This is a genomic window from Janibacter sp. YB324 (assembly GCF_014217915.1).
GTDB lineage: Bacteria > Actinomycetota > Actinomycetes > Actinomycetales > Dermatophilaceae > Janibacter > Janibacter indicus.
Genome location: NZ_CP060120.1, coordinates 223,475 through 247,647 on the forward strand (window position 1 = coordinate 223,475; position 24,173 = coordinate 247,647).

Annotated in this window: 21 protein-coding genes and 1 pseudogene; 14 read left to right on the top strand and 8 right to left on the bottom strand. The window is 71.9% G+C overall.

Annotated elements, in window-relative coordinates:
• Positions 1-7: 7 nt before the first annotated feature.
• From soxR to H7A72_RS01145, 3 genes are all read left to right on the top strand, one after another.
• Positions 8-463, top strand: a complete 456-nt coding sequence (gene soxR / locus H7A72_RS01135) for a redox-sensitive transcriptional activator SoxR (protein WP_185221367.1) — start codon at positions 8-10, stop codon at positions 461-463.
• 38 nt (positions 464-501) lie between these two features.
• Entirely contained in the window at positions 502-996 is a 495-nt protein-coding gene (locus H7A72_RS01140; protein WP_185221368.1) for a hypothetical protein, read from the top strand.
• A 92-nt stretch (positions 997-1,088) separates the two neighbouring features.
• On the top strand, positions 1,089-1,985 hold the full coding sequence (locus H7A72_RS01145) for a phosphoribosylaminoimidazolesuccinocarboxamide synthase (protein ID WP_072623478.1): 897 nt from the start codon (positions 1,089-1,091) through the stop codon (positions 1,983-1,985).
• Positions 1,986-2,078: 93 nt separating this feature from the next.
• Here the strand turns inward: H7A72_RS01145 and H7A72_RS01150 are convergent, their stop codons facing one another.
• Entirely contained in the window at positions 2,079-3,851 is a 1,773-nt protein-coding gene (locus tag H7A72_RS01150; RefSeq protein WP_185221369.1) for an alpha/beta hydrolase, read from the bottom strand.
• A gap of 102 nt (positions 3,852-3,953) precedes the next feature.
• Between H7A72_RS01150 and H7A72_RS01155 the strand changes: the two genes are divergently transcribed.
• The 5 genes from H7A72_RS01155 (at position 3,954) to purL (ending at position 9,984) form a co-directional block, all read left to right on the top strand.
• Complete coding sequence (locus tag H7A72_RS01155) at positions 3,954-5,516, top strand: fatty acyl-CoA synthetase (RefSeq protein WP_185221370.1); 1,563 nt, start codon at positions 3,954-3,956, stop codon at positions 5,514-5,516.
• Positions 5,517-5,701: 185 nt separating this feature from the next.
• Positions 5,702-6,241, top strand: a complete 540-nt coding sequence (locus tag H7A72_RS01160; RefSeq protein WP_084452895.1) for a DUF1697 domain-containing protein — start codon at positions 5,702-5,704, stop codon at positions 6,239-6,241.
• 514 nt (positions 6,242-6,755) lie between these two features.
• A complete protein-coding gene (purS, locus tag H7A72_RS01165; protein WP_084452897.1) occupies positions 6,756-7,046 on the top strand; it encodes a phosphoribosylformylglycinamidine synthase subunit PurS in 291 nt (96 codons plus the stop codon).
• Complete coding sequence (gene purQ, locus H7A72_RS01170) at positions 7,043-7,714, top strand: phosphoribosylformylglycinamidine synthase subunit PurQ (protein WP_185221371.1); 672 nt, start codon at positions 7,043-7,045, stop codon at positions 7,712-7,714. The genes purS and purQ overlap by 4 nt, the downstream gene beginning before the upstream one ends.
• Complete coding sequence (gene purL / locus H7A72_RS01175) at positions 7,711-9,984, top strand: phosphoribosylformylglycinamidine synthase subunit PurL (protein WP_185221372.1); 2,274 nt, start codon at positions 7,711-7,713, stop codon at positions 9,982-9,984. The genes purQ and purL overlap by 4 nt, the downstream gene beginning before the upstream one ends.
• Before the next feature lie 48 nt (positions 9,985-10,032).
• Here the strand turns inward: purL and H7A72_RS01180 are convergent, their stop codons facing one another.
• A complete protein-coding gene (locus H7A72_RS01180) occupies positions 10,033-10,848 on the bottom strand; it encodes a spermidine synthase (protein WP_185221373.1) in 816 nt (271 codons plus the stop codon).
• Between the two features lie 125 nt (positions 10,849-10,973).
• Complete coding sequence (locus H7A72_RS01185) at positions 10,974-13,328, bottom strand: bifunctional UDP-sugar hydrolase/5'-nucleotidase (protein ID WP_185221374.1); 2,355 nt, start codon at positions 13,326-13,328, stop codon at positions 10,974-10,976.
• Positions 13,329-13,474: 146 nt separating this feature from the next.
• Between H7A72_RS01185 and H7A72_RS01190 the strand changes: the two are divergent.
• Positions 13,475-13,853, top strand: a pseudogene (locus H7A72_RS01190) (sterol carrier family protein).
• Positions 13,854-13,911: 58 nt separating this feature from the next.
• Here the strand turns inward: H7A72_RS01190 and H7A72_RS01195 are convergent.
• Positions 13,912-14,970, bottom strand: coding sequence for a Gfo/Idh/MocA family protein (locus H7A72_RS01195; protein ID WP_223277723.1), 1,059 nt, complete (start codon positions 14,968-14,970; stop codon positions 13,912-13,914).
• Between the two features lie 22 nt (positions 14,971-14,992).
• On the opposite strand from H7A72_RS01195, the gene H7A72_RS01200 reads away from it, so the two are divergent.
• The 4 genes from H7A72_RS01200 to H7A72_RS01215 all read left to right on the top strand — a co-directional run bounded on the left by H7A72_RS01200 (position 14,993) and on the right by H7A72_RS01215 (position 18,570).
• Positions 14,993-15,226, top strand: coding sequence for a hypothetical protein (locus H7A72_RS01200; protein WP_072623489.1), 234 nt, complete (start codon positions 14,993-14,995; stop codon positions 15,224-15,226).
• Between the two features lie 85 nt (positions 15,227-15,311).
• Positions 15,312-16,835: an amidophosphoribosyltransferase gene (gene purF / locus H7A72_RS01205; protein WP_185221375.1), complete on the top strand. Its 1,524-nt coding sequence runs from the start codon at positions 15,312-15,314 to the stop codon at positions 16,833-16,835.
• Positions 16,832-17,962 (top strand): phosphoribosylformylglycinamidine cyclo-ligase, encoded by a 1,131-nt coding sequence (gene purM, locus H7A72_RS01210; protein WP_185221376.1) that lies wholly within the window; start codon positions 16,832-16,834, stop codon positions 17,960-17,962. Before purF ends, purM begins: the two co-directional genes overlap by 4 nt.
• Before the next feature lie 8 nt (positions 17,963-17,970).
• Complete coding sequence (locus tag H7A72_RS01215) at positions 17,971-18,570, top strand: response regulator transcription factor (RefSeq protein WP_185221377.1); 600 nt, start codon at positions 17,971-17,973, stop codon at positions 18,568-18,570.
• 22 nt (positions 18,571-18,592) lie between these two features.
• Here H7A72_RS01215 and H7A72_RS01220 read toward each other — a convergent pair whose 3' ends face one another.
• Positions 18,593-18,790 (bottom strand): DUF3073 domain-containing protein, encoded by a 198-nt coding sequence (locus H7A72_RS01220; RefSeq protein ID WP_185221378.1) that lies wholly within the window; start codon positions 18,788-18,790, stop codon positions 18,593-18,595.
• Between the two features lie 202 nt (positions 18,791-18,992).
• Between H7A72_RS01220 and H7A72_RS01225 the strand changes: the two genes are divergently transcribed.
• Positions 18,993-20,135, top strand: coding sequence for a glycosyltransferase (locus H7A72_RS01225; protein ID WP_223277724.1), 1,143 nt, complete (start codon positions 18,993-18,995; stop codon positions 20,133-20,135).
• Between the two features lie 75 nt (positions 20,136-20,210).
• Here H7A72_RS01225 and H7A72_RS17035 read toward each other — a convergent pair whose 3' ends face one another.
• From H7A72_RS17035 to H7A72_RS01240, 3 genes are read right to left on the bottom strand one after another with little or no spacing between them, the layout of a single operon-like run.
• Positions 20,211-21,959, bottom strand: coding sequence for an ATP-binding cassette domain-containing protein (locus tag H7A72_RS17035; RefSeq protein WP_370543548.1), 1,749 nt, complete (start codon positions 21,957-21,959; stop codon positions 20,211-20,213).
• The gene (locus H7A72_RS01235) at positions 21,952-22,857 is read right to left on the bottom strand and encodes an ABC transporter permease (protein ID WP_072623494.1); all 906 of its coding nucleotides are present in this window, start codon (positions 22,855-22,857) and stop codon (positions 21,952-21,954) included. The genes H7A72_RS17035 and H7A72_RS01235 overlap by 8 nt, the downstream gene beginning before the upstream one ends.
• Entirely contained in the window at positions 22,854-24,110 is a 1,257-nt protein-coding gene (locus H7A72_RS01240; protein WP_072623495.1) for a nucleotide sugar dehydrogenase, read from the bottom strand. Before H7A72_RS01240 ends, H7A72_RS01235 begins: the two co-directional genes overlap by 4 nt.
• Between the last annotated feature and the right edge of the window lie 63 nt (positions 24,111-24,173).

Here is a 24,173-nt window from a genome sequence, read left to right on the forward strand (position 1 = left end):
TCAGGGCATGGACACGCGGGATCTGCTCACCATCGGAGAGGTGGCTGCCCGGGCCGGGGTGAGCGTCCCGACGCTGCGCTTCTACGAGACCAAGGGGCTCGTCCACGCGACCCGGACCGCGGGCAACCAGCGCCGCTACCCGCGGCACACGCTGCGGCGGCTCGCCCTCGTCCGCGCGGCGCAGCGCTTCGGCCTCTCCCTGGACGAGATCCGCGAGGCGCTCGACTCCCTTCCGGCGCAGCGGCCCCCGACCGCACGTGACTGGGCGCGGCTCTCCCGGCGCTGGCACGACGCCCTCCAGGAGCGCATCGACGCGCTCGTCGAGCTGCGTGACACGACGAGCGGGTGCATCGGCTGCGGCTGCCTGTCGACGTCGAGCTGCCCGATCTACAACCCCGGCGACGAGCGGGGTGCCGAAGGCCCCGGTGCCCGGCGCTGGCCGGCCGGTCTGCGGGACGGCTGAAACCCCCTTCGGCCTCCCGTCGGTGGGAGCATGGCCGCATGACAGGGGAGCCCGAGACCACGACCGCCACGACGGCCGCGCAGCGCGCCGAGGACCGGACCGAAGGCGGGTCGAGTCGCCTCCTCCCGTGGCTCCTCACCCCGCTGGTCGCCGTGCTGCCGTGGTGGGTGACGATCGGCGGGCTGTGGGTGCTCGCGCGGGGATGGCGTTCCTACGCAGAACAGTTCCAAACCCAGTGGGGCGCGACGTTCGCCGGTGCCGCGGTTCTCGTCCTGGCGGCGCTCCTCTGGGCAGCGGTCACGGCGTGGTCGTCCGTCGGCACGACGGTGGCAGGGCTGTGCACCCTGGCCCTCGGCGTGGCCCTCGGCGACCTCCAGCTCGCCCGCTCGATCTACGACCTCGTGCCGACGAGCGTCGGTCGTGACGCCTACGTCATCCTCACCCCGATGAACTTCCTGCTCTTCGGCAGTCTGCTTCTCGCGGCCGGGCTCGGTGCCGCCGGAGCCCGCCGACTGGGGCGCCGCCGGGCCTGACCCGACCGATCCCGGGCTCGACGCATCTCGCGGCGGTGACCGGAGGCTGAGGCGCGCGGCGGCTCCCGTCGGCCTGCTGCGAGGATGTGCCCATGAGCGAGACCCCGCTGCAGCTGCCCGGCTACGCCCACGTCTACTCCGGCAAGGTGCGCGACCTCTACGCGCCGGTCGGTACCGACGGGCAGCCGCGCGAGGACCAGCTGCTGCTCGTCGCGAGTGACCGGATGTCGGCCTACGACTTCGTGCTCGACACCCCGATCCCCGACAAGGGCGCGGTGCTCACGCAGATGTCGCTGTGGTGGTTCGACCAGCTCGCCGACCTCGTGCCGCACCACGTCGTCTCGACCGACGTCCCTGCGGCCGTCGCCGGCCGGGCGGTGCTCGTCGAGCGACTCGAGATGCTGCCCGTCGAGTGCGTCGCCCGCGCCTACCTCACCGGTGGCGGGCTCGGGGAGTACCGGGCGAGTGGTGCCGTGAGCGGCATCGAGCTGCCGGCCGGTCTGGTCGACGGCTCGCCCCTGCCGGAGCCGATCTTCACCCCCTCGACCAAGGCGCCCGTCGGCGAGCACGACGAGCCGATCCCCTACTCCGGCGTCGTCGCCGAGATCGGCGAGGACCTCGCCTCGCGGGTGCGTGACCTCACGGTGCGGATTCTCCAGCGCGGCAACGAGATCGCCACCGAGCGCGGCATCATCCTCGCCGACACCAAGGTCGAGTTCGGCATGCGGGGCGACGAGATCGTCCTGGCGGACGAGGTGCTCACGCCCGACTCCTCCCGCTTCTGGCCGGCTGACGAGTGGCAGCCCGGCCGGCAGCAGCCGAGCTTCGACAAGCAATATGTCCGCGACTGGCTGACCTCGCCGGCGAGCGGCTGGGACAAGACCTCGGGCGAGGCGCCCCCTTCGCTCCCGGAGGACGTCGTCGCGCAGACCCGCGCGAAGTACGTCGAGGCCTACGAGCGGCTGACGGGGCAGACCTTCCGCTCCTGATCGGGAGCGTTCACGCGTGCCCCACCCGGGAGAAGCACGAGGGGCGAAGGGGGTGACCCCCTTCGCCCCTCGTGCCTCAGGCGGCGTGACGCGTCAGCGCACGACCGTCGGGGCCGGGAAGCCCTTGCCCTTCCCCTTCGGCAGGCTGGTGCGCTCGAGCAGCTGCGGGACGCTCTCCGGGGTGGACTGGGCGCCCCAGTCGGGGAACATCTCGGTCTCGGCGGGGCAGGTGGCGTCGATGCGCGGCGAGATGCCGCGCAGCAGGTAGCTGTCGACCCGCTGGGTCACGCAGGCCGAGACGCCGTAGGCGGTGTGGCCCCACGAGTCGCTCGAGATCAAGCGGGAGCGCCCGAGGATCGAGCGGGTGCGGACCGCGCCGTCGTAGTTGGTCGCCGGGTCCCAGTAGTTGCCGACGACGAGCACACCCTTGGGGGTGACCCGGTTGTACGGCCCGACGTAGGCGTCCTCGTCCTGGCCGGTGAAGGCGTCACCGGCGCAGCCGGCCGAGCCCCACAGCCACGCGGGACCGAAGTGCGGCGCGGCGGCGTCGCTCTTGGTGGCGTACGCGGGGAAGTCGTCGATCCTGGTCGTCTCGCGGCTGTCGGTGCAGGTCACCGACAGGAAGGCGTCGAGCGAGTTGTCGTAGACGAAGCCGCGCCGCGGGGCGATGCGGTCCTTCTTCAGCTCGGCGACGACCTCCCGGTGCAGCGTCGTGCGCTGGGACGTGGCGGTGCGGCTCTGGGGCGCCTCGGACGCCTCGATCATCGACTCGATGTCGGTCAGGGTGAAGTCGACGATCGAGGGTGCCTCGGGGTCGTAGAGGGTCCCCAGCAGGGTGCCGATGACGTCGGCGTAGGTGAGCGTGAATGTCCCTCCCTCGAAGGGGTCGTTGACCTCGACGGGCTTCTTCTTCAGCTCGGCGGTCAGGGCCGCGAACTTCGCCTTGGGGTCGCCCCCTTCGGCATAGCCGCACCTCGACGGGCCGACCTTGCCGCACTCCTGAAGGATCTTGTCGAGAGCCTTGGAGGCGCCGCGGCCGGACTTGAGGCGCTCCTCGAGGGGCGACGACTGGGTGCTGCGGGTGCCGGACCACGCCGTCGGGCTGAGCACGCCGTCGATGACCAGGCTGCGGAAGTTCTTCGGGAACATGTTGGCGTAGGTCGTCCCGAGGTGGCTGCCGTAGGAGAAGCCGATGTAGCTCAGCTTGTCGCTGCCGAGCGCGCGCCGGACCATCTCCATGTCACGGGCCACCTCGGCCGTCGACATCGACGTGGCGAGCGAGTTCTTCGAGCAGGCGCGAGTGACCTTCTCGGTCGCGGTGATGAAGCGCCGCTGCTCGGTGGTCCCCACCGGGAAGGCGACGCGCAGGTCCTTCATCACCTCGTCCTGGCGCTCGACCGGCAGACACTGGACCTGGTCGCTGAAGCCGATGCCGCGCGGGTCGACGCCGACGACGTCGAACTTCTCGCGGACCTCGGGCGAGAGCCACTGGTCGGCGGCGTAGGCCATCTCCGTCGAGGAGCCGCCGGGACCGCCGGGGTTGACGAAGAGCGTGCCGATGCGCTTGCCGGTCGCCTTCTGGCGCAGCACGGCGACGTTGGTCTTCGCGCCCTTCGGGTTGTCGTAGTCGAGCGGAAGCTTCACGGTGGCGCACTCCGCGCCGCCGTAACAGCTGAACCACCCGAGCCTGGGGGTGGCCACCTTGTCGAGCTTGGCGTCCTCGGTCGAGGTCGTGGTGGTGGCCTTCGTCGGTGCGGCGGGCGCGGCGGCCGGCGTGGGTGCGGCCGACGCCGTCACCGAGCCGAGGCTGACGGCCAGGCCGGCCGTGGCGGTCAGCGCGAGCAGGCGCGTGCGGACGTTCTTCATCATGTGTTCCCCTGTCTGCCCCGTGCCCTGCGCACCGGGCCGCTCACAACCTAGGGTGACTCGCATCACTCCGCGACTCGACACGCTGGCAGACTCGGGCTCATGTCGACGCAGACGGAGATGGCCATCGCCCGCGCCAACGGTCTCGGGGAGGTGTTGCGCCGCAGTGCTGCTCGCCACCGGGACAAGGTCGCGATCATCGACGGTGACGTCCGCTGGTCCTTCCGTGAGCTCGACGCGATCGTCACCTCCGTGGCCGCCGGCCTCGCCCAGCGCGGCGTGACGAAGGGGGACCGCGTCGCCCTGCTCAGCCGCAACAGCGCGGACTTCGCCGCCCTCGCCTGGGGCGCGGCACGGCTCGGCGCGATCCTCGTCCCGATCAACTTCATGCTCACCGCGGACGAGGTCGGCTTCATCCTCGGCAACAGCGAGCCGGTGGCCATGGTCACCCAGCCGGAGTTCCTCGTGACCGCCGACGAGGCGATCGACGCGAGCGGGCTGGAGATCGCGACCCGGGTGGTGACCGGCGACGCGAGCGGGGGGTGGACCCCCTTCGCCGACCTCGTCGCCACCGACGCCACGGGCTGGGAGCAGCCGATCGTCGCCGACGACGACCCGATCCGCCTCATGTACACCTCTGGCACCGAGTCCCGACCCAAGGGAGCGCTGCTCACCTCCCGCGCGCTGCAGGCGGAGTACCTCAGTGCGATCGTCGACGGCGGCATGACCGGTGACGACGTCGACCTGCACACGCTGCCGCTCTACCACTGCGCGCAGCTCGACTGCTCCCTCGGGCCGGACATCATGCTCGGCGCCACGAGCATCATCCTGCCGGCGCCCGACCCGGCCACCGTGCTGGCCAACATCGCCGAGCACGGGGTGACGAAGTACTTCGCGCCGCCGACCGTGTGGATCTCGCTGCTGCGGCACGCCGACTTCGACAGCACCGACCTGAGCAGCCTGCGCAAGGGGTACTACGGGGCCTCGCCGATGCCCGTCGAGGTGCTGGGGGAGATCCAGGAGCGGTTGCCCGATGTCGACCTGTGGAACTTCTACGGCCAGACCGAGCTTGCACCCGTCGCGACGATCCTGCCGCCGCACGAGCAGCTGTCGCACGCCGGCTCCGCGGGGCGGCCGGTGCTCATGGTCGAGACGCGGCTCGTCGACGACGACGGCAACGAGGTGCCCGTCGGCGAGGTCGGCGAGGTGGTCCACCGCAGCCCGCACATCGCGGCCGGCTACTGGCGCAACGAGGAGAAGACGGCCGAAGCCTTCGCCGGAGGGTGGTTCCACTCCGGTGACCTCGGCATCGCGGACGACGACGGGCGGATCACGATCGTCGACCGCAAGAAGGACATGATCAAGACCGGTGGGGAGAACGTTGCCTCCCGCGAGGTCGAGGAGGCGATCTACGCCCACCCCGACGTCGCCGAGGTCGCGGTCTTCGCCCTGCCCGACCCGACGTGGGTCGAGGCGGTCACCGCGACGATCGTGCCGAAGGAGGGCTCGGGGCTCACCGCAGAGTCGGTTCAGGAGCACTGCGCGCAGGTGCTCGCGAGCTACAAGCGGCCCAAGCGCATCGAGATCCTCGACGCCCTGCCCAAGAACCCGAGCGGCAAGATCCTCAAGCGGGAGCTGCGCGAGCGCTTCGCCTCCGCTGGCTGAGGTGTGAGGCCGTCCGCGGCCGAGCCTCGAAGCCTGTCCTCACCCCGCTGGCTGAGGTGTGAGGCCGTCCGCGGCCGAGCCTCGAAGCCGCGCCCGTGCACAACAGGTAGTCCTGCTGCGATTGACGCCCATCCATTGCCGCGAGATGCACCAGAACGACCTCTTGTGCACGCCATGATGGGCGCATGGCCACCTACGTCGCCTTCCTCCGCGCGATCAACCTCGGCGCCAAGCGCAGGTTCCCCAAGGCGGACCTGCAGCGGGTCGTCGAGGAGACCGGTGCGAGCGACGTCGCGGTGCACCTCAACACCGGCAACGTGCGGCTGAAGAGCCGGCAGCGCTCGACCGCTGCCGTCGAGGCGACGCTCGAGGCGGCCTTCCTCGCCGACCGGGGCTTCGAGGTGCCGACGGTGGTGCTCACGCCGGCCGAGCTGGTGGCCGTCGTCGCGGATGCGGGCGAGGTGGCGGGGCAGGTGCCCTTCGACGTGGCGGCGCACTACGTGACCTTCATGCGGGAGGTGCCGTCGACGGAGGCCGTCGAGCTGCTCACCCACGTCGGCGAAGGGGAGGCCACCACCGTCCGCGGCCGCGCCGTCCACCTCCTGCTCGACGGCAAGGACCGCTACCACCAGGTCAAGCTGCCCGCCGCGCACGACCGGGCGATGGGGGTGTGGACCAACCGCAACCTCACGGTCGTCCGTGATCTGGCCGAGCGATGGGGGTGAGGGGTCAGCTGCGGTAGGCGCCGCGGCGGTGCGTCAGGATCAGCACCGGCACGCGGTCATCCTCGCCCCGCGTCCCTCAGGCTCTGCAAGACATCCTCGGTTGTCAGCACGTCTCCTCGGCGGAGATCGTCCAGGGCCACGGTGATCTCGCGAAGGAGGTGGGTGTCCGCCACGATCTCCGACGTCTCGGCCGAGCCCTCATCCAAGGGTGGGTGTGGTGCCATGTGACAACGGTAATGTCGCTCCCTTCGAGACGGTCGCTGCGCGACCTCCTCAGGGAGCGGGGTGTGAGAGGGGTGGGCTCGTCCCTTCGAGACGTCGGCCGCGGGCGGCCTCCTCCTCAGGGAGCGGAGGAGGGGACTTCGTCCTCGCCGCGTCTCGAGGCTCAGCCGCGGGCGGCTTCGCACCTCGACGAACGTTGGAAGGGCTCGGCGAACGTGGGCGAGGGAGAGGGGCGGCGACCCCGCCAACTAGACTCACGGGCGGACCACCCCCTTCGCACCAGGAGACACCTGTGGGACGCATCGTCGTCGACGTCATGCTCAAGCCCGAGATCCTCGACCCCCAGGGCCAGGCGGTCCGGGGGGCGCTGCCCCGGCTCGGGATCGACCAGTTCACCGACGTGCGGCAGGGCAAGCGCTTCGTGCTGTCCGTCGACGGTGACGTCACCGAGGCCCACCTCGCGCAGGCCCGCGAGGCCGCCGAGACCCTCCTGTCCAACCCCGTCATCGAGGACGTCGTGAGCGTCCACGAGCTGACGAGCGACGAGCCGGAGCAGGCGCCGATCACCGGGGCCGGCGCGTGAAGATCGGCGTCATCACCTTCCCCGGCAGCCTCGACGACTCCGACGCCCGCCGCGCCGTCACCCTGTGCGGCGGCGAGGCCATCGCCCTGTGGCACGGCGACGCCGACCTGCACGGCGTCGATGCCGTCGTCGTCCCCGGCGGTTTCTCCTACGGCGACTACCTGCGCGCCGGGGCCATCGCACGCTTCGCCCCGGTCATGGGCGAGGTCATCACCGCGGCGAAGGGAGGGATGCCGGTCCTCGGGATCTGCAACGGCTTCCAGATCCTCACCGAGTCGCACCTGCTCCCCGGGTCGATGATCCAAAATGACCACCGCAAGTTCCTGTGCACGGACCAGGTCCTGCGCGTCGACAACGCCGAGAGCGCCTGGACCAGCGGTTTCGAGGCCGGCCAGGAGATCAGCATCGTCCTGAAGAACCAGGACGGCCAGTTCGTCGCCGACGAGGCCACCCTCGACCGGCTCGAAGGGGAGGGACAGGTCGCCTTCCGCTACGTCGGCGACAACCCCAACGGCTCCTCCCGCGGCATCGCCGGCATCACCAACGAGCGGGGCAACGTCGTCGGCCTCATGCCGCACCCCGAGCACGCCGTCGAGGAGGGCTTCGGCCCGAGCCTCGACGGCCGCACCTTCTTCACGTCCGTCCTCGAGCAGGTGGTGTCCGCGTGACCGTCAGCAACCTCGACACCGTGGCCGTCGCGCAGGGCAGCCCCGACACCGAGCAGCCGTGGGCCGAGCTCGGTCTCAAGCCCGACGAGTACGAGCGCATCCGCGAGATCCTCGACCGCCGCCCGACGAGCGCCGAGCTGGCGATGTACTCGGTCATGTGGTCCGAGCACTGCAGCTACAAGTCCTCCAAGGTCCACCTCAAGCGCTTCGGCGACCTGCCCTCCGAGACCCCCCTGGGCAAGACCCTCGCCGGCATCGGCGAGAACGCCGGCGTCATCGACATCGGCCAGGGTTGGGCGGTGACCTTCAAGGTCGAGTCGCACAACCACCCGAGCTATGTCGAGCCCTACCAGGGTGCCGCGACCGGCATCGGCGGCATCGTCCGCGACATCATGGCGATGGGCGCCCGCCCGATCGCGGTGATGGACCCCCTTCGCTTTGGCGCCATCGACCACCCCGACACCGCGCGCGTCCTGCCGGGCGTCGTCAAGGGCATCGGCGGCTACGGCAACTCCCTCGGCCTGCCCAACATCGGCGGCGAGATCGTCTTCGACGAGTGCTACCAGGGCAACCCGCTCGTCAACGCGCTGTGCGTCGGCTCGCTGCGCCACGAGGACCTCCACCTCGCCAACGCGTCCGGCACCGGCAACAAGATCGTGCTCTTCGGCGCCAAGACGGGCGGTGACGGTATCGGCGGCGTCTCCGTCCTCGCCTCGGAGACCTTCGAGGAGGGCGGCCCCGCCAAGCGGCCCGCCGTCCAGGTCGGTGACCCCTTCGCCGAGAAGGTGCTCATCGAGTGCTGCCTCGACCTCTACGCCGCGGGCGTCGTCGAGGGCATCCAGGACCTCGGTGGCGCCGGCCTGTCCTGCGCGACGTCCGAGCTGGCCTCCGCCGGCGACGGCGGCATGCAGATCGAGCTCGACAAGGTGCCGCTGCGCGACTCGACCCTCCGCGCGGAGGAGATCCTCATGTCGGAGTCGCAGGAGCGGATGATGGCCGTCGTCGCGCCCGACAAGCTCGACGCCTTCCTCGAGATCACCGGCCGGTGGGACGTCGAGGCCGCCGTGCTCGGCGAGGTCACCGACGGCGACCGGCTCGTCATCACCTGGCACGGCGAGACCATCGTCGACGTGCCGCCGCGGTCCGTCGCCCACGACGGCCCGGTCTACGAGCGTCCGATCGCCCGCCCGGAGTGGCTCGACGCGGTGCAGGCCGACAGCAGCTCCTCCCTTCCCCGTCCCGCGGACCCGGGTGCCGACCTGCTGGCGCTGCTCGCCTCGCCCAACATCTGCGACAAGACGTGGGTCACCGACCAGTACGACCGCTACGTCCTGGGCAACACCAAGCGCGCCATGCCGCACGACTCCGGCGTGGTCCGCGTCGACGAGGAGTCCGGTCTGGGCGTCGCGGTCTCGACCGACTGCAACGGCCGCTTCGGCCGCCTCGACCCCTACGCCGGGGCCCAGCTCGCGCTCGCCGAGTCCTACCGCAATGTCGCGACCTCCGGTGCCCTGCCGCTGGCCGTCACCGACTGCCTCAACTTCGGCTCGCCGGAGGACCCGGGCGTCATGTGGCAGTTCCAGCAGGCCATCGGCGGCCTCTTCGACGCCTGCCTCGAGCTCGGCATCCCGGTGACCGGCGGCAACGTCTCCTTCTACAACCAGACCGGTGAGACGGCGATCCACCCGACGCCCGTCGTCGGCGTGCTCGGGGTCATCGACGACGTCGCCACGTCCGTCGCCTCCGGCTTCCGGGCGAAGGGCGAGATCGTCCTGCTCCTCGGCGAGACCCGCGACGAGCTCGACGGTGGCGAGTGGGCCCACGCGCTGCACGGCCACCTCGGCGGGCAGCCGCCCGTCGTCGACCTCGCCGCCGAGAAGGCGCTCGCCTCCTTCTTCGTCGACGCGGTGCGTCGCGGCGTCCTCGCCAGCTCGCACGATCTGTCCGACGGCGGTCTGGCCGTGGCGCTCGCCGAGTCGGTCCTCACCGGTGGCACCGGGGCCTCGGTCGACCTGTCGCCGGTCCTCGACCGCGACGGGATCGACGCCTTCACGGCGCTGTACTCCGAGTCGACGGCCAGGGCGCTGGTCACCGTGCGCAGCGAGAGCGACCTGGTCACCGTCGTCGGCATCGCCGAGGCGCACGGCGTCCCCGTCGCGCGCCTCGGCACGACCGATGCCGACCGGCTCAAGGTCAAGGACGTCCTCGACCTCGGCCTGGAGGAGATGGGGGCCGCGCACACCGGCACGATGGCGCGCTACTTCGGCTGACGGCGTCGCGCGTCCACCTGATATGCCCCAGGTCGTCCCGCGGCCTCGTCAGCGCACCCGCCAGGCGCCCGGGTCGGGAGCGGTCGGCGCCGGCCGCGCCTCCCCATCGGTGATCACCCGGCCGCCGGCCGTGCGGCGGGCGAGCTCTGCGGCGCCGAGCAGCCCGGACGGGAAGGGCCAGCGCCCCACCTGCCGCCGGATCTCGTCGACATCGAGCGGTCGGTGGGCCGCGACGAGCACGGCATTGCCGTAGCGGCGCCCCTTGATGACGTCACGCATCGCGACGAGCGCAAGCGACCCGTCGTGGCCGAAGGCGGCCCGCGCCCCCGCCACGACACCGGCGAGGTGCCGCCAGCCCGGCTCGTCGGGGGAGTTCATGACGAGCACGCCGTCGGGCCGCAGCACCCGCGCCACGTGCCCGAAGAACTCGACCGTCTGCAGGTCCGCCGGGACCCTCCCTTCGTCGAAGGCGTCGACGACGACCGCATGGGCCGAGGCGTCCTTGAGCGCCTCGACCCCCGGCCGGCCGAGCTGTGGCCGCACGCGGATCCGGTGGCCACGGGGCAGCGGCAGCTGCTCGCGGACGGCGGCGGTGAGGGTCTCGTCGGGCTCGAGGACGATCTGCGGGGAGCCGGGGCGGGTGGCGTGCACCCAGCGCGGCAGGGTCAGGCCGGCACCGCCGACGTGCGTGACGCCGATCGGGTCGGGGGCGGGGTGGACCGCGTCGAGGACGGCCGCCATGTGCTGCACGTACTCGAAGACCAGGTGCTCCGGGTCATCGACGTCGACGTGGCTCTGCGGATGCCCGTCACGCATCACCGTGACGCCCCTGTGCTCGTCCGCCACGAACTCCACCTCGGCCATGCGCCAACCCTCACACACGTGCCACCGCGGTCGTCGAGGTGGCCGAGCTCTGCGAGGCCCTCGAGACGCGAAGGGGGTCACGCACCTCGCCGGTGCGTGACCCCCTTCGTCGGTGGTGCGGTGGGTCAGTGACGACGACCCGCGGTGCGGCGTGCGCCGGCGATCGCCAGGGCCGCGCCGGCTGCGAGGAGCAGCCCCAGACCCGAGCCCACGACACCCGCGCCGGGGCCGGGGGTCGTGTCGTCGGTCTCGACGACCGGGCCGGTGACGTCGCCATCGGTGCCCGGCGCGGTGCCGGAGGTCGACGTGGCCGTCGGCGTGCCGGTGCGCGTGCCCGTCCCGCTCGTCGACGTGGACGTGGACGTGGAGGTGGACGGGTCGCTCGACGTCGAGGTCGTCGGGTCGCTCGTCGTCGAGGTCGTCGGGTCGGTCGTCGTCGAGGTCGGCTCGTCCGCCGTGATCGTCACGGGGAAGCTGACCTCGGTGTCGCTCGGCGAGGCGACGAGACGGACCTGCGAGGTGTCGTCGTCGGCGGCAGCAGCGATGCCGGCCGGGGCGCCCGCCTGCTCCGGGACGGTGAAGCTGATGTCCGCGGTGCCGTTGCGCGTCGGGACGCCCTGGATCAGGCCGGCCGTGATCGGGAAGGTGCCGACCGAGTCGTCGCCGACGAAGACCTCGACCTCGGAGTTGGTCGGCGAGCCGAGCGACGTCAGGTCGAAGCCGGAGGCGGTGAAGGAGACCTCGTCGCCGGCCGTGAGCTCGCTCGGCTGGTCGGTGATCGCGACGGCCTGCTTGCGGTGGTCGGGGCTGACCTCGTCACGCGCGCCGAAGTAGTTGACGAAGGCGTCGGTGTCGATGAGGCCGGTGTCCTTGGCGTTGCTGCCCTCGGCGAGGACGGTGAAGTTGTCACCGCCGCCGATGAGGAAGGAGCCCGAGGCGATCGTGTAGGTGGCGCCCTCGTCGAGCGGCTCGCCGTCGATGCTCACCGACGAGATCCGGCTGCCGGCGGCGGCGTCCGGGTCGTAGGTGTAGGTGACGTTGTCGGAGAGCCCGAGCTTGAGGAAGGGTCGCGAGGAACCCTCCGGCTGCCACTGCTGCTCCAGGAGCGTGACGACCTGTGCGCCCGTGAGGTCGACGGTCATCAGCGTGTTGGCGAAGGGGTTGATCGACGCGGCCTCGGCGTAGGTGACCTCGCCGGGCTCCTCGTCGCCGGTGGGCTCGTAGAGCAGCTCGTCGCGCAGGCCGCCGGGGTTCATGATGCCGATGTCGGCGCCGCCGCGGCCGGGCTGGTTGAGTGCGTCGAGCCAGATGTCGGCGGTGAGGTTGCCCAGGGTCGACTCGCGCTGGCGGTTGTCCCGGGCGCCGTCGTTGTGGGCGGTGGTGATGTCGTCGCTCACCGTCCCGATGACCTTCTTGCCGAGCTCGCCGGCGGTGGCGACGGCCTCGTCGACGATCGCGCTGGCGGAGGTGTAGGTCGGGTTGCTGGCGCACGAGTCGGTCGGGTCGGCGACCTCGACGTTGGTCGCCGAGTACTGCGTCACCTCGCCGGTCTCCTCGTCGAAGCCGAGCTGCAGCTGGCCGAGGGTGTCGCCGTAGGAGTTGGACTGGATGATCGGCCGGGTGCCGCCGTCGGGCGCCGGGGCGTCCCAGGCGTAGCCCTTGTGGGTGTGGCCGGTGAAGATCGCGTCGACCTCGCCCGCCGTGTCGTTGACGATGTCGGCGAAGGCGCCGCCCGCGGCGACCTGCGCGTCGAGCGTCGTGAGGTCGTCGCCCTCGGTCGCGCCCTCGTGGTACTCGGCGACGACGATGTCGGCCTCGCCGTTGGTCGCGTCACCGTCCTTGAGCTGGGCCGCGACGCGGTTGACCGCCTCGACCGGGTCGCCGAAGTCGAGACCCGAGACGCCCTGCGGCGAGACGAGCGACGGGGTCTGCTGGGTGACCGCGCCGACGACGCCGACCTTGAGCCCGCCGACCTCGACGATCGAGTACTCGTCGAGCGCCGGGGTGGTCGTGCCGCGCTCGTAGACGTTGGCGCCGAGCAGGTCGAAGTCCGCGGCCTGGCTGACGCGGCCGGTGAGGTCGGAGAAGCCGCGGTCGAACTCGTGGTTGCCGACGGCGCTGGCCTCGAGGCCGAGGGTGTTGAGGAACTGGATCGTCGGCAGGTCCTCCTGGGAGGCGGAGGTGAAGGGGGAGGCCCCGATGTTGTCCCCGGCCGACAGCAGCGCCGTCGAGTCCTCGCCGAGCTGGGCCCGGGTCTCGACGACGGTGCAGGCGAAGGCCTTGCCCGAGGCGCCCGTGCCGTCGGTGTCGATGCGACCGTGGAAGTCGTTGATGTTGAGCAGGTTGATCGTCGTCAGCGACGGGTCGATCCCGCCCGGCTCGACGGGGTCGGCGGCGTGGGCGGTGCCGGACGTGGCGACGAGTGCGGTGATCGCACCCGCGCCGACGAGCAGCGACGCGCCTCTCTTCTTCAGGGACATGAGGGTTCCTCCGGGGCAGGGTGTGTGACGAGCCCGACATCGGGCACACCGGGTCAGATGCTGCCGTACCCGGGATACATCTGCAGGACGAAGGGGGAAGGTTCCCTGACCGTTCGGTGAACCTTGGGCGGTGCGAGACTGGGGTCGTGGCAGGACGACGACGCATCCCCGTGGAGCAGGGCCGGGCCGCGCTGCGGGCGTGGGCCGCCAGCGACGACCGGTCGGCGGTCGACCGCACGACCCTCGCGACCGCGGTGCGGCACACCGTCGCCGACCTCGGCGACGCCGCTCCCGGGCGCAGCGTCGAGGTGCGGGTCCCCCCCCTTCGCTGCGGTGCAGTGCGTCGAGGGGCCGGTGCACACCCGCGGCACCCCGCCGGCCGTCGTCGAGACCGACGCGCAGAGCTGGCTGGAGCTCGTCGTCGGCGACCTCGGGTGGGCCGAGGCGGTGTCCTCGGGCCGGGTGCGGGTCAGCGGCCAGCGCACCGACCTGTCCGCCCACCTCCCCCTCGCCGCATTGCCGTAGGGCAATGCGGTCACCGTCTGCATTGCCCTACGGCAATGCGGGCACTCTCTGCATTGCCCTACGGCAATGCGGGCCGAAGGGAGCCGAGCAGCTCCCCGGCGACCTGCAGGATCCGTACGCTCTCGTCGAGCGGCATGATCGGCGACTCCGTCTCGCCGGCGGCGACCCGCAGCGCCACCTCGGTGGCCTCGTGCCTCAGACCGCGGTGCTTCTCGACCGGGTCGCCCTCCATCGTGTCGAGGACGACCCCGTCGGCGCCGACGAGCCGCATCGTCGTCGGCGTGTAGAACTGCGTCTCCAGCTCCAGCCGCGCCCAGGTGCCGTTGACCGAGGCGGTCGTCGGCGACGAGACCGACATGTCGGTGGCGCACGAGGCGACGGCACCGCTCGGGCCCTGGACGACGAAGGCGACCCGACGGTCGACCCCGCGGTCGGTGAGCGAGCCCACACCGGCGGCCGAGGTGACGCCGCCGAGGCACAGCGAGGCGAAGGACAGCGGGTAGATGCCCAGGTCGAGCATGGCGCCGCCCGCGAGGTCGGGGCTCGCCAGGCGCTCGGGGCCGTCGGGCCACAGCGGGATCGAGTGGTCGGCGAGCACGGTGCTCACCTCGCCGAGCAGGCCGGCGTCGAGCACCTGGCGCAGGACGTCGACGTGCGGGAGGAAGCGGGTCCACATCGCCTCCATGCAGAAGACGCCGGCCTCGCGCGCCGCGGCGACGATCTGAGCCGCCTCGTCGGCGGTGGGCGCGAGGGGCTTCTCGACGAGGACGTGCTTGCCGGCGCGGATCGCCAGCAGCGCGTGCTCGAGGTGCTCGCTGTGCGGGCTGGCCACGTGGATCGCGTCGACATCGGGGTCGGCGACGAGGTCGGCATAGCTGCCGTGGGCCCGGGCATCGGGCACGTGCTCGTCGACGAACCCCTGGGCTCGCTGCAGGTCGCGCGACCCGACCGCCACGACGGTCTGGGCGGTGCCCCGCAGGGAGATCGCCAGCTGCGAGGCGATCCAGCCGGCGCCGAGCAGACCCCACCGCAGCGCGGGCGCCGATGCCGGGTCGGGGGTACGCGGGGTGGGGAGCTTCATCCCGGGGACGTCGGCATGCGGGCGCTGGCTGCTCATGTCACCAACCTACGATGGTGGGGTGAGTGCGCAGCGTCCCCGGAGCAACCCCAAGCCGATCCCCTTCATCGTGACGGGGGCGATCATCGGCTTCATCGTCTTCGGGCTGATCTCGTACTTCGGCCCCAACCGCAACGAGGGCTTCGACATCACCTACGACCCCAGCGCGACCCTCGGCTACATGAGCGTCCTGGGTCTGTGCGTCGGAGGACTCCTCGGCGCGGTCGTCGCCGCCCTCTTCACCTATCGCAAGTAACTCCCTTCGCCCGGCAGGCCCTCGCGGAGGTACGACGGGTGAGCAGGGGATCACCGCGGGTCGGCCCTGTGGGAGACTGGTCCTCGTGCCACGCGGAGACGGAACCCTGTCCCACGACCTGCTCCCCGGTGAAAAGGGACCCCAGGACGCCTGCGGTGTCTTCGGTGTCTGGGCGCCGGGCGAGGATGTCGCCAAGCTGACCTACTACGGCCTCTACGCCCTGCAGCACCGCGGCCAGGAGTCCGCGGGCATCGCCACGAGCAACGGCCAGCAGATCCTCGTCTACAAGGACATGGGGCTGGTCTCCCAGGTCTTCGACGAGCGCAGCCTGTCGACACTGCGCGGGCACATCGCCGTCGGCCACTGCCGCTACTCGACGACCGGCGGGTCCACGTGGGAAAACGCGCAGCCCACCCTCGGTGGCCACGACGCCGGCACGGTCGCGCTCGCGCACAACGGCAACCTCATCAACTCCGCCGAGCTCCTCGAGATGGTGGAGGACCGCGCCGCGACCCCCGAGGTCGACGGCACCTGGCGGGGGGTGTCGAAGGGAGAGCTGCGCCGCGGCAACACGACCGACACCGCGCTGGTCACCGCCCTGCTCGCCGACGAGCAGGACCAGTCCCTCGAGTCGGCGGCCATGGAGCTGCTGCCCAAGCTGCAGGGCGCCTTCTGCTTCGTCTTCATGAACGAGGACACCCTCTACGCCGCCCGTGACCCGCAGGGCCTGCGCCCGCTCGTCATCGGTCGGCTCGAGCGCGGCTGGGTCGTCGCCTCCGAGACCGCTGCCCTCGACATCGTCGGCGCCTCCTTCGTCCGCGAGGTCGAGCCCGGCGAGCTCGTCACCATCGACGAGGACGGCCTGCGCACGCAGCGCTTCGCTCCCGCGCGGCGCAAGGGGTGCGTCTTCGAGTACGTCTACCTCGCCCGCCCCGACACGACGATCCACGGCCGCACGGTGCACGAGGCGCGCGTCGAGATGGGCCGCGCGCTGGCCCGCGAGCACCCGGTCGAGGCCGACCTGGTCATCGCGACCCCCGAGTCCGGGACCCCGGCCGCCATCGGCTACGCCCAGGAGTCGGGCATCCCCTTCGGGCAGGGCCTGGTCAAGAACGCCTACGTCGGGCGCACCTTCATCCAGCCGAGCCAGACGATCCGACTGCTCGGCATCCGGCTCAAGCTCAACCCCCTGCACCACGTCATCAAGGGAAAGCGGCTGGTCATCGTCGACGACTCGATCGTCCGCGGCAACACCCAGCGCGCCGTGGTGCGGATGCTGCGCGAGGCCGGGGCCGCCGAGGTCCACGTGCGCATCTCGTCGCCGCCGATCAAGTGGCCCTGCTTCTTCGGCATCGACTTCGCCACCCGCGCCGAGCTCATCGCCACCGGGCTCGGCGTCGACGAGATCTGCACCTCGCTCGGGGCCGACTCGCTCGGCTACATCAGCGAGGACGGCATGATCGCCGCGACCGACCAGCCGCGCGACGAGCTGTGCACCGCGTGCTTCTCCGGCACCTACCCGATGGAGCTGCCGAGCGAGGACCGCCTCGGCAAGTCCCTGCTCGAGCTCGAGTTCACCCCGACCCAGGAAGCCGTGCGACGCCCGTGACGACCCCAGAGACCACGCAGCAGACCCCGATCACCTACGCCGATGCCGGCGTCGACGTCGAGGCCGGCGACAAGGCCGTCGACCTGATGAAGGAGTCGATCCGCCGGGCCACCCGCCCCGAGGTGCTCGGCGGGCTCGGGGGCTTCGCCGGCATGTTCGACGCCAGCGCCCTGCAGGGCATGCGTCGCCCGGTCCTCGCCACCTCCACCGACGGCGTGGGGACCAAGGTCGCCATCGCCCAGGCGATGGACCGCCACGACACCATCGGTCAGGACCTCGTCGGCATGGTCGTCGACGACATCGTCGTGTGCGGCGCGGAGCCGCTCTTCATGACCGACTACATCGCGACCGGCAAGGTCGTGCCCGAGCGCATCGCCGCGATCGTCGGAGGCATCGCGAAGGGGTGCGAGCTCGCCGGTGTCGCGCTGGTCGGCGGCGAGACCGCCGAGCACCCGGGCCTGCTCGACCCCGACGAGTACGACGTCGCCGGCGCCGCGACCGGCGTCGTCGAGCACGACGAGGTCCTCGGGCCCGACCGCGTCGCCGCCGGTGACGTCGTCGTCGCCCTCGCCTCCTCCGGTCTGCACTCCAACGGCTATTCCCTCGTGCGCCGGGTCATCGCCGCCGCCGGGTGGGAGCTCGACCGGCACGTCGACGAGCTCGGTCGCACCCTCGGTGACGAGCTGCTCGAGCCCACCCGCATCTACTCGCGAGCCCTGCTCGACCTCGTGCGGGCCGACGGCATCGACGTGCACGCCCTGAGCCACGTCACCGGCGGTGGGCTGGCCGCCAACCTCGCCCGCGTGCTGCCGCAGGGCACGATCGCCCGTGTCGACCGGGCGTCGTGGACCCCGCCGCCGATCTTCTCCCTCGTCGGTGAGCTCGGCGCGGTGCCCCGCGCAGACCTCGAGCGCACCCTCAACATGGGCATCGGCCTCGTCGCCGCGCTGCCGCAGGCCGGCGTCGACGCCGCCATCGCCCGGTCGCGGGCGGCGGGCATCGACGCCTGGGTCCTCGGCGAGGTCGCCGACGCCGCCACGACCGACCCGGTCGCCGGGGTCGAGGTCGTCCAGGGCGCCAAGGGTGTGCACGGTGGCGCCGTGCAGGTCGTCGGGGAGCACGCCTGACACCCGCGGTGCGGGTGCTCGTCGCCGATGCCGACGAGTGGCGCCGGGAGGCTCTCGTGGCCGTGCTCGCGGCGGAGCCCGACCTCGAGCCGTGCCCGCCGGCCGCGACCGTCGGTGAGGTCATCTCGACACCCGGGGTCGACGTCGTCCTCCTGCACGGGGGCCTCGACCGGGGACACGGCCCGATCGACGTCGTGCGCGCGATGCGCGTGGCCCGAGGGCCCGCCTGGGTGGTGCTCACCGACGACGTGGACCTGACGGACGAGGTCATCACCGCGGGAGCCCATGGCTGCCTCGCGGCATCGAGCACCCCGGTGCAGATCGGCGCCGCGATCCGGGCTGCTGCTCGAGGTGACGTCGCCGAGATCGACCAGCCGACGACCGGACCCCTCGTGCAGCGGGTGCGGAGGGAGGTCCCGCCCCTGACCGGCCGCGAGGTCGAGGTCCTGCGGCTCGTCGCCGCGGGGCTGGGCAACCAGGAGATCGCCGAGCGGCTCTACCTCAGTCCGTCGAGCGTGAAGTCACACCTGTCGCACACCTATGGCCGACTCGGGGTGCGGCGCCGCGAGGCGGCGGCCGCAGAAGCGCGGCGTCAGGGATTGATCTGACGAGAGGTGGCTCGTCGCGCGATCAGCGCTCGCGCGAGGTCCAGGCGTCGTAGTCGTCGTCGTCCGCCTCGTCGACGTCGTCGCGTGAACCGCGCGTCGTCTGCTGATTCGGCTGACCGTGAAGTTCCGCCTCCAGCGCTCGCAGGTCGGTGTCCGGCGAGTAGTACTTCAGCTCGCGGGCAACCTTGGTCTGCTTCGCCTTTGCTCGGCCGCGCCCCATGGCGTGACCCCCTCATTGCGCTCGTGCGGGTCGGCGCTGATCCTCCCGCCGCCCCGAGGGGACGGCAGAACTACCAGAGCGGACCCGGATCTGTGTGCTTTCTCGTGGGGCCAACGGTACAGGGTCCGCGGCTGTTCCGTCCCATCGGTCCGGCCCGGGAGACCGTAGGATCGCCCCCGGACGCACGACGACGGGAGCTGATGTGGGCACGACGCCGCTGGGGGCCTCCCTTCGCGCCCTCGTCGTCACCGTGGTGCACCACCCGGAGGACTCCCGGATCCGGCACCGCGAGATCTCCGCGCTGCTCGCGGCGGGGTGGCAGGTGACCTATCTCGCCCCCTTCGCCGCCCACGACCTGCCCGTCCCCGAGGCCGCCGACGGGCTGACGTGCCTCGACCTGCCCCGGGCCGCCGGACGTGATCGGCTGGGCGCCGCCCGGGCCGCCCGCGCCAGCGTGCGGCAGCTGGCCCCCGACCACGACGTCGTCCTCGTCCACGACCCCGAGCTCGTACCCGCGCTGGCGGGCCTGGGGGTGCGGCACCTCGTCTGGGACGTCCACGAGGACCCGGCCGGCGCGCTCGTCGTCAAGGACTGGCTCCCGGCGGCGCTGCGGCGCCCGGTGGCCGCCGCCTGGCGCGGGGCCGAGCGGGTCGTCGAGCGTCGGCACCCCCTGCTGCTCGCGGAGCACGCCTACGCCGGGCGGTTCCGCCGCGATCACGCGGTCGTCCCCAATGCGGTCGTCGTGCCCCCGCACGTGCCCCCGGCAGGCGGGGCCCGGCTGGTGCACGTCGGCAACCTCACGCTCGCCCGCGGCAGCGAGACCATGGTGGAGGTCGCGCGGCTGGCTCACGCCGCCTCCGACGGCGCCATCACGCTCGACGTCGTCGGTCCGGCCCGCGACGAGGCCTCGCGATCGGCGATGGCGGCCGGGGCCGCAGAGGGAGTCCTCGTGTGGCACGGGTTCCAGCCCGCCGACCGGGCGATGGCGATGGTCGACGGTGCCCTCGCCGGGCTCGCCCTCCTGCGCGACCTGCCCAACTACCGCGGCTCGATGCCGACCAAGGTCGTCGAGTACCTCGCCCACGGCGTCCCCGCCATCACCACCCCGCTGCCCCTGGCCCGTGACCTGGTGGAGGAGTGCCGCGGCGGGGTCGTCGTGCCCTTCGACGACCCGCAGGCGGCGGCTGACGCGGCCGTGCGGCTGTGGCGTACCCCCGACGAGGCCGCGGCGATGGGGGAGCGCGGTCGCGATCTCGTGCGCGAGCGCTACGACTGGGCGAAGGGAGGGCCCGCCTTCGTCGCGGCCCTCACCGAGGTCGCCGCCGCCCGCTCCCCGCGCCTCTGACGCGGAGCCTGCGCCGCGGCTCGATGTCGGCGGGTGCGTCCCAGCGCACCGTCGTACATCGACCCGGCGTGGGAGTCAGGCCTCGGAGGTCGACGAGGGCACGAGGGCGCCGAGCTCGGCCCGCAGGGCGGGGGAGAGGCCCTCGGTCGTGCCGACGAGACCGATCTCGCGGGGTGCCAGCCGCTCGATGGCGCGCCCCACCGCCGCTGGGACCCGGTCGCTGCGCAGGAGCAGCAGCGGGCTGTCGGAGTGGGCCGAGGCGACGATCGCGGAGAGGGTCTCGACGCCGGTCGTGTGGGCCGAGACGAGCACCCGGCCGCCCTCCGGGGCGTCGGCGCTCAGGTCGGCCGCGAGGGCCATCGGGCCGCCCGTGGGGCCGAAGGTGATCTCGGCGCCTGTGGCCGACTGCAGCCGCTGGACGATGTCGAGCGACCAGTCCTCCTCGTTGCCGTCGAGCATGAGCCGGCCGGGAGCGAGCTCGGTCAGCGCGTCGACGAGCTCGTCGGGGACGTGGGTCTCCTCGCAGACGACGACGGCGCGCCCGGTCTGCGCGGCCATCTGCGAGATGGCCGGTGCCCGACCACCGCTGTGCGGGAGCGTGACGTGCACGACCGAGCGGTCCTGCGGGGGGAAGGCGCGCAGCAGCGCGGCCGAGGTGACGCCGGGGTCCTCGTCGCCGATCGACTCGACCGGGGCGTCGGAGAGGTCCTCGAGGCGCTCGCGGGTGCTGGGGTTGACCAGCTCGTCGCCGCCGACGACCACGACCCGCTGCGGCTCGAGCCGCCGCAGCTCGTCACGGGTGGCCGAGGGCACCGAGCCGGGGCGCACCCACAGCAGCGGCCAGCCGAGCCGGGCGGCGATCGGCGCGACGACGCGAGCCGTCGCGACCTTGTGGACGCTGACGACGAAGGCGCCCTCGACGCCGGGCTCCCAGGTGTGCCGGCTGAGCGAGGTCGCCACGTCGACGCGGGACTCGCCACCGAAGCGCCGGGTGCCGGGGACCTCGGGCTCGGCGAGCGGCGCTGCCTTCTTCTTCGACCGCTTGGGCAGGGTGGCCTCGTAGAGGGGCAGGACCTCCTCGGTCGGCCCGTCGGCGATGAGCCGGCCGTGGTCCATCCACAGCACGCGGTCGCAGATCTGACGGATGTTGCCGTTGGAGTGCGAGACGAGGAAGACCGTGCCGGCCTGCTCGCGGATGCGGGTGATCCGCTCGGCGCTCTTGGCGCGGAAGTCGGCGTCACCGGTCGCGAGGGCCTCGTCGATCATCAGCACGTCGGGTGCGGCGGCCGTGCTGATGGCGAAGCGCAGCCGGGCGCCCATGCCGGAGGAGTAGGTGTTCATCGGCAGGTAGACCGCGTCGCCGATGCCGGAGAACTCGACGATGTCGTCGAAGCGCTCGCGGATCTGCTCCTTGGTGAGGCCGAGGGCCTGGGCACCGACGTAGATGTTGCGCTCGCCGCTGAGCTTGCTCATGAGCACGGCGTTGACGCCGAGGAGCGAGGGCTCGCCGGAGACCCACAGCCGTCCGGCCGAAGGGGGGATGAGCCCGGCGACGGCGCGCAGCAGGGTCGACTTGCCGGAGCCGTTGCGGCCGATGATGCCGATCGACTCGCCGTGCCGGGCGACGAAGCTGACGTCCTTGACCGCGTGGACCTCGCGCACGCGCGGCTCGCGGCGCCCGAGGGCGTTCTTGAGGGAGCGGGACTCGCCCTGGGCCGAGGGGCTGCCCTTGCGGCCGCCGCCGTAGACGGCGTACTTGACGTCGAGGTGGCTCACGATGACCGTCGGGTCGCCGATCGTCACGTCGGGGGTGTGCTCAGCCACGGCCGTACCTCGCCTCGTCCCACCAGAAGAGCACCAGCCCGATCGCGGACAGGCCGAGCGCCCAGCCGCCCATCATCAGCCAGTCGCGCAGGACGACGTCGTTGCCCGGGCCGGTGAGCAGGGCCTGGCGGCCGAGGTTGAGCATGAGCGCGAAGGGCTGGTAGACGACGCCGGTGGCGATCGTCGCGGGCAGGTTCTCGGCGTAGTGGATCACCGGGAAGAAGACCCCGGACGCGTAGCGCAGCAGCCGGACGATGACCGGGATGAGGTTGCCCAGGTCACGGGAGGCGTTGACCAGGCGCGCCCCGATGAAGGCGCAGCCGAGCAGGGCCAGGCCCTGCAGGAGGATCGCGACGGGGAAGAGCAGCCACTCCCAGTCGGGGGTCTCGCCGGTGAGCAGCATGAGCGCGCCGAGCAGCAGGAAGGCCGGGATCGAGGCGAGCAGCTCGGTCACCATGATCGAGATCGGCAGGATCGCGCGCGGGAAGTGCAGCGCCCGCACGATCGACAGGTTGCCGGTGATCGCCTTGGCGCCGCGGGTGATGACCGACGAGGTGAAGGTGAACATCACCACGCCGATGGCGAGGAAGCCGACGAAGTTGTCGATGCCCCGATCGGTGCGCAGCAGCAGGCCGAAGATCGCGTAGTAGCTGGCGATGAGCACCAGAGGGTTGAGCACCGCCCACACCTGCCCGAGGCGGTTGTCCTCGTTCTTGGCGTAGGACTCGGCGGAGGCGAGCGTCCAGACGAAGGAGCGTCGCTGCCAGATGTCGGCGAGGTAGCGGCCGAGCGGCGGACGCTCGCTGAGCGTCCGCAGCCCGTGCCTGGCCGCGAGCTCCGCGGCCTCCTCGGTGGAGAGAGCCGGTGGGAGGGGGGCCCGCGAGGGGGCCTCCGTCACAGGCGCTCGACCTTGTCGCTGTCCTCGGCCACGCCGCGGGTGTCGAAGAAGCGCTGGGCCGTGGACGCGAGGGCCTCGACGTCGAAGGACTTGTGGTTCTGCACCAGGACGGTGAGGTCCGCAGCGGCCACGGCGGCGTCGAGGTCGTCGACCCGCTCCGCCTCGGGCACGGCGCGCCAGTCGGCGACCTTGGCGTCGAAGTACTGGACGGTGGCCCCCTTCGCGATGAGCTGCTGGGCCAGCGGGACCGCCGGCGACTCGCGCTGGTCGGCGATGTCGGGCTTGTAGGTCACGCCGAGCAAGAGGACGGTCGAGCCGCGCAGCGACTTGCTGTCCTCGTTGAGGATGTTCTGGGCCCGCTGCACGACGTAGGCCGGCATCGTCGCGTTGATCTCCTGGGCCAGCTCGACGAAGCGGAAGGGGTAGCCCAGCTTGGCGCGCACGTTGTACGACAGGTAGTTGGGGTCGATCGGGATGCAGTGACCGCCGACGCCCGGGCCGGGGTAGAAGGCCTGGAAGCCGAAGGGCTTGGTCTTGGCCGCCGCGATGACGTCCCACAGGTCGATGTCGAGGTCGTGGCAGAAGCGCGCCATCTCGTTGACCAGGGCGATGTTGATGTGGCGGTAGGTGTTTTCGAGGAGCTTGGCCGTCTCTGCTTCGCGCGTGCCCTTGGCCCGCACGACGGTGTCGACGAACTGGCCGTAGAAGGCCGCCGCGGCGTCACCGCACGCGGGGGTGTGGCCGCCGACGACCTTGGGGGTGTTCTTGGCGCCGAACTGCTCGTTGCCCGGGTCGATGCGCTCGGGCGAGAAGGCGAGGAAGAAGTCCTTGCCCGCCTCGAGGCCGCCGGCCTCGAGGGCCGGACGGACGACCTCGTCGGTCGTGCCCGGGTAGGTCGTGGACTCGAGGATGATCGTCTGGCCGGGCTGCAGGTGCTCGGCGATCGTCCCCACGGCCGAGTTGATCGGGCCGAGGTCCGGGCCGCCGTCCTCGGACAGCGGGGTCGGGACGCAGATGACGATGGTCTTGACCTCGTCGAGGCGGGAGGGGTCCGTCGTCGCCTCGAAGCCGGCGTCGAGCATCGCGCGGATGTCGTCGTCGGACAGGTCGTCGATGTGCGAGACACCGGAGTTGAGTGCGTCGACGACACCCTGGTTGATGTCGAAGCCGAGGACCTTGACCCCGACCTTGGAGGCCTCCTGGGCCAGGGGAAGACCGACATATCCCTGGCCGATGATCGCGACGTCCGCCACTGTGCATCCTTCTCGTAGTCGTGCTCCCCGGGGTCCCGGGGTGCAACCGGGTCCCCGGTGGCT

Bases quoted from the DNA above. Each gene is read 5' to 3' on its own strand.
- H7A72_RS01155 (WP_185221370.1), top strand. From the start codon at position 3,954: ATGTCGACGCAGACGGAGATGGCCATCGCCCGCGCCAACGGTCTCGGG.
- H7A72_RS01160 (WP_084452895.1), top strand. From the start codon at position 5,702: ATGGCCACCTACGTCGCCTTCCTCCGCGCGATCAACCTCGGCGCCAAG.
- soxR (WP_185221367.1), top strand. From the start codon at position 8: ATGGACACGCGGGATCTGCTCACCATCGGAGAGGTGGCTGCCCGGGCC.
- H7A72_RS01220 (WP_185221378.1), bottom strand. From the start codon at position 18,790: ATGGGGCGCGGCCGAGCAAAGGCGAAGCAGACCAAGGTTGCCCGCGAG.
- H7A72_RS01185 (WP_185221374.1), bottom strand. From the start codon at position 13,328: ATGTCCCTGAAGAAGAGAGGCGCGTCGCTGCTCGTCGGCGCGGGTGCG.
- H7A72_RS01180 (WP_185221373.1), bottom strand. From the start codon at position 10,848: ATGGCCGAGGTGGAGTTCGTGGCGGACGAGCACAGGGGCGTCACGGTG.
- H7A72_RS01150 (WP_185221369.1), bottom strand. From the start codon at position 3,851: ATGAAGAACGTCCGCACGCGCCTGCTCGCGCTGACCGCCACGGCCGGC.
- H7A72_RS01140 (WP_185221368.1), top strand. From the start codon at position 502: ATGACAGGGGAGCCCGAGACCACGACCGCCACGACGGCCGCGCAGCGC.
- H7A72_RS01195 (WP_223277723.1), bottom strand. From the start codon at position 14,970: ATGAGCAGCCAGCGCCCGCATGCCGACGTCCCCGGGATGAAGCTCCCC.
- H7A72_RS01145 (WP_072623478.1), top strand. From the start codon at position 1,089: ATGAGCGAGACCCCGCTGCAGCTGCCCGGCTACGCCCACGTCTACTCC.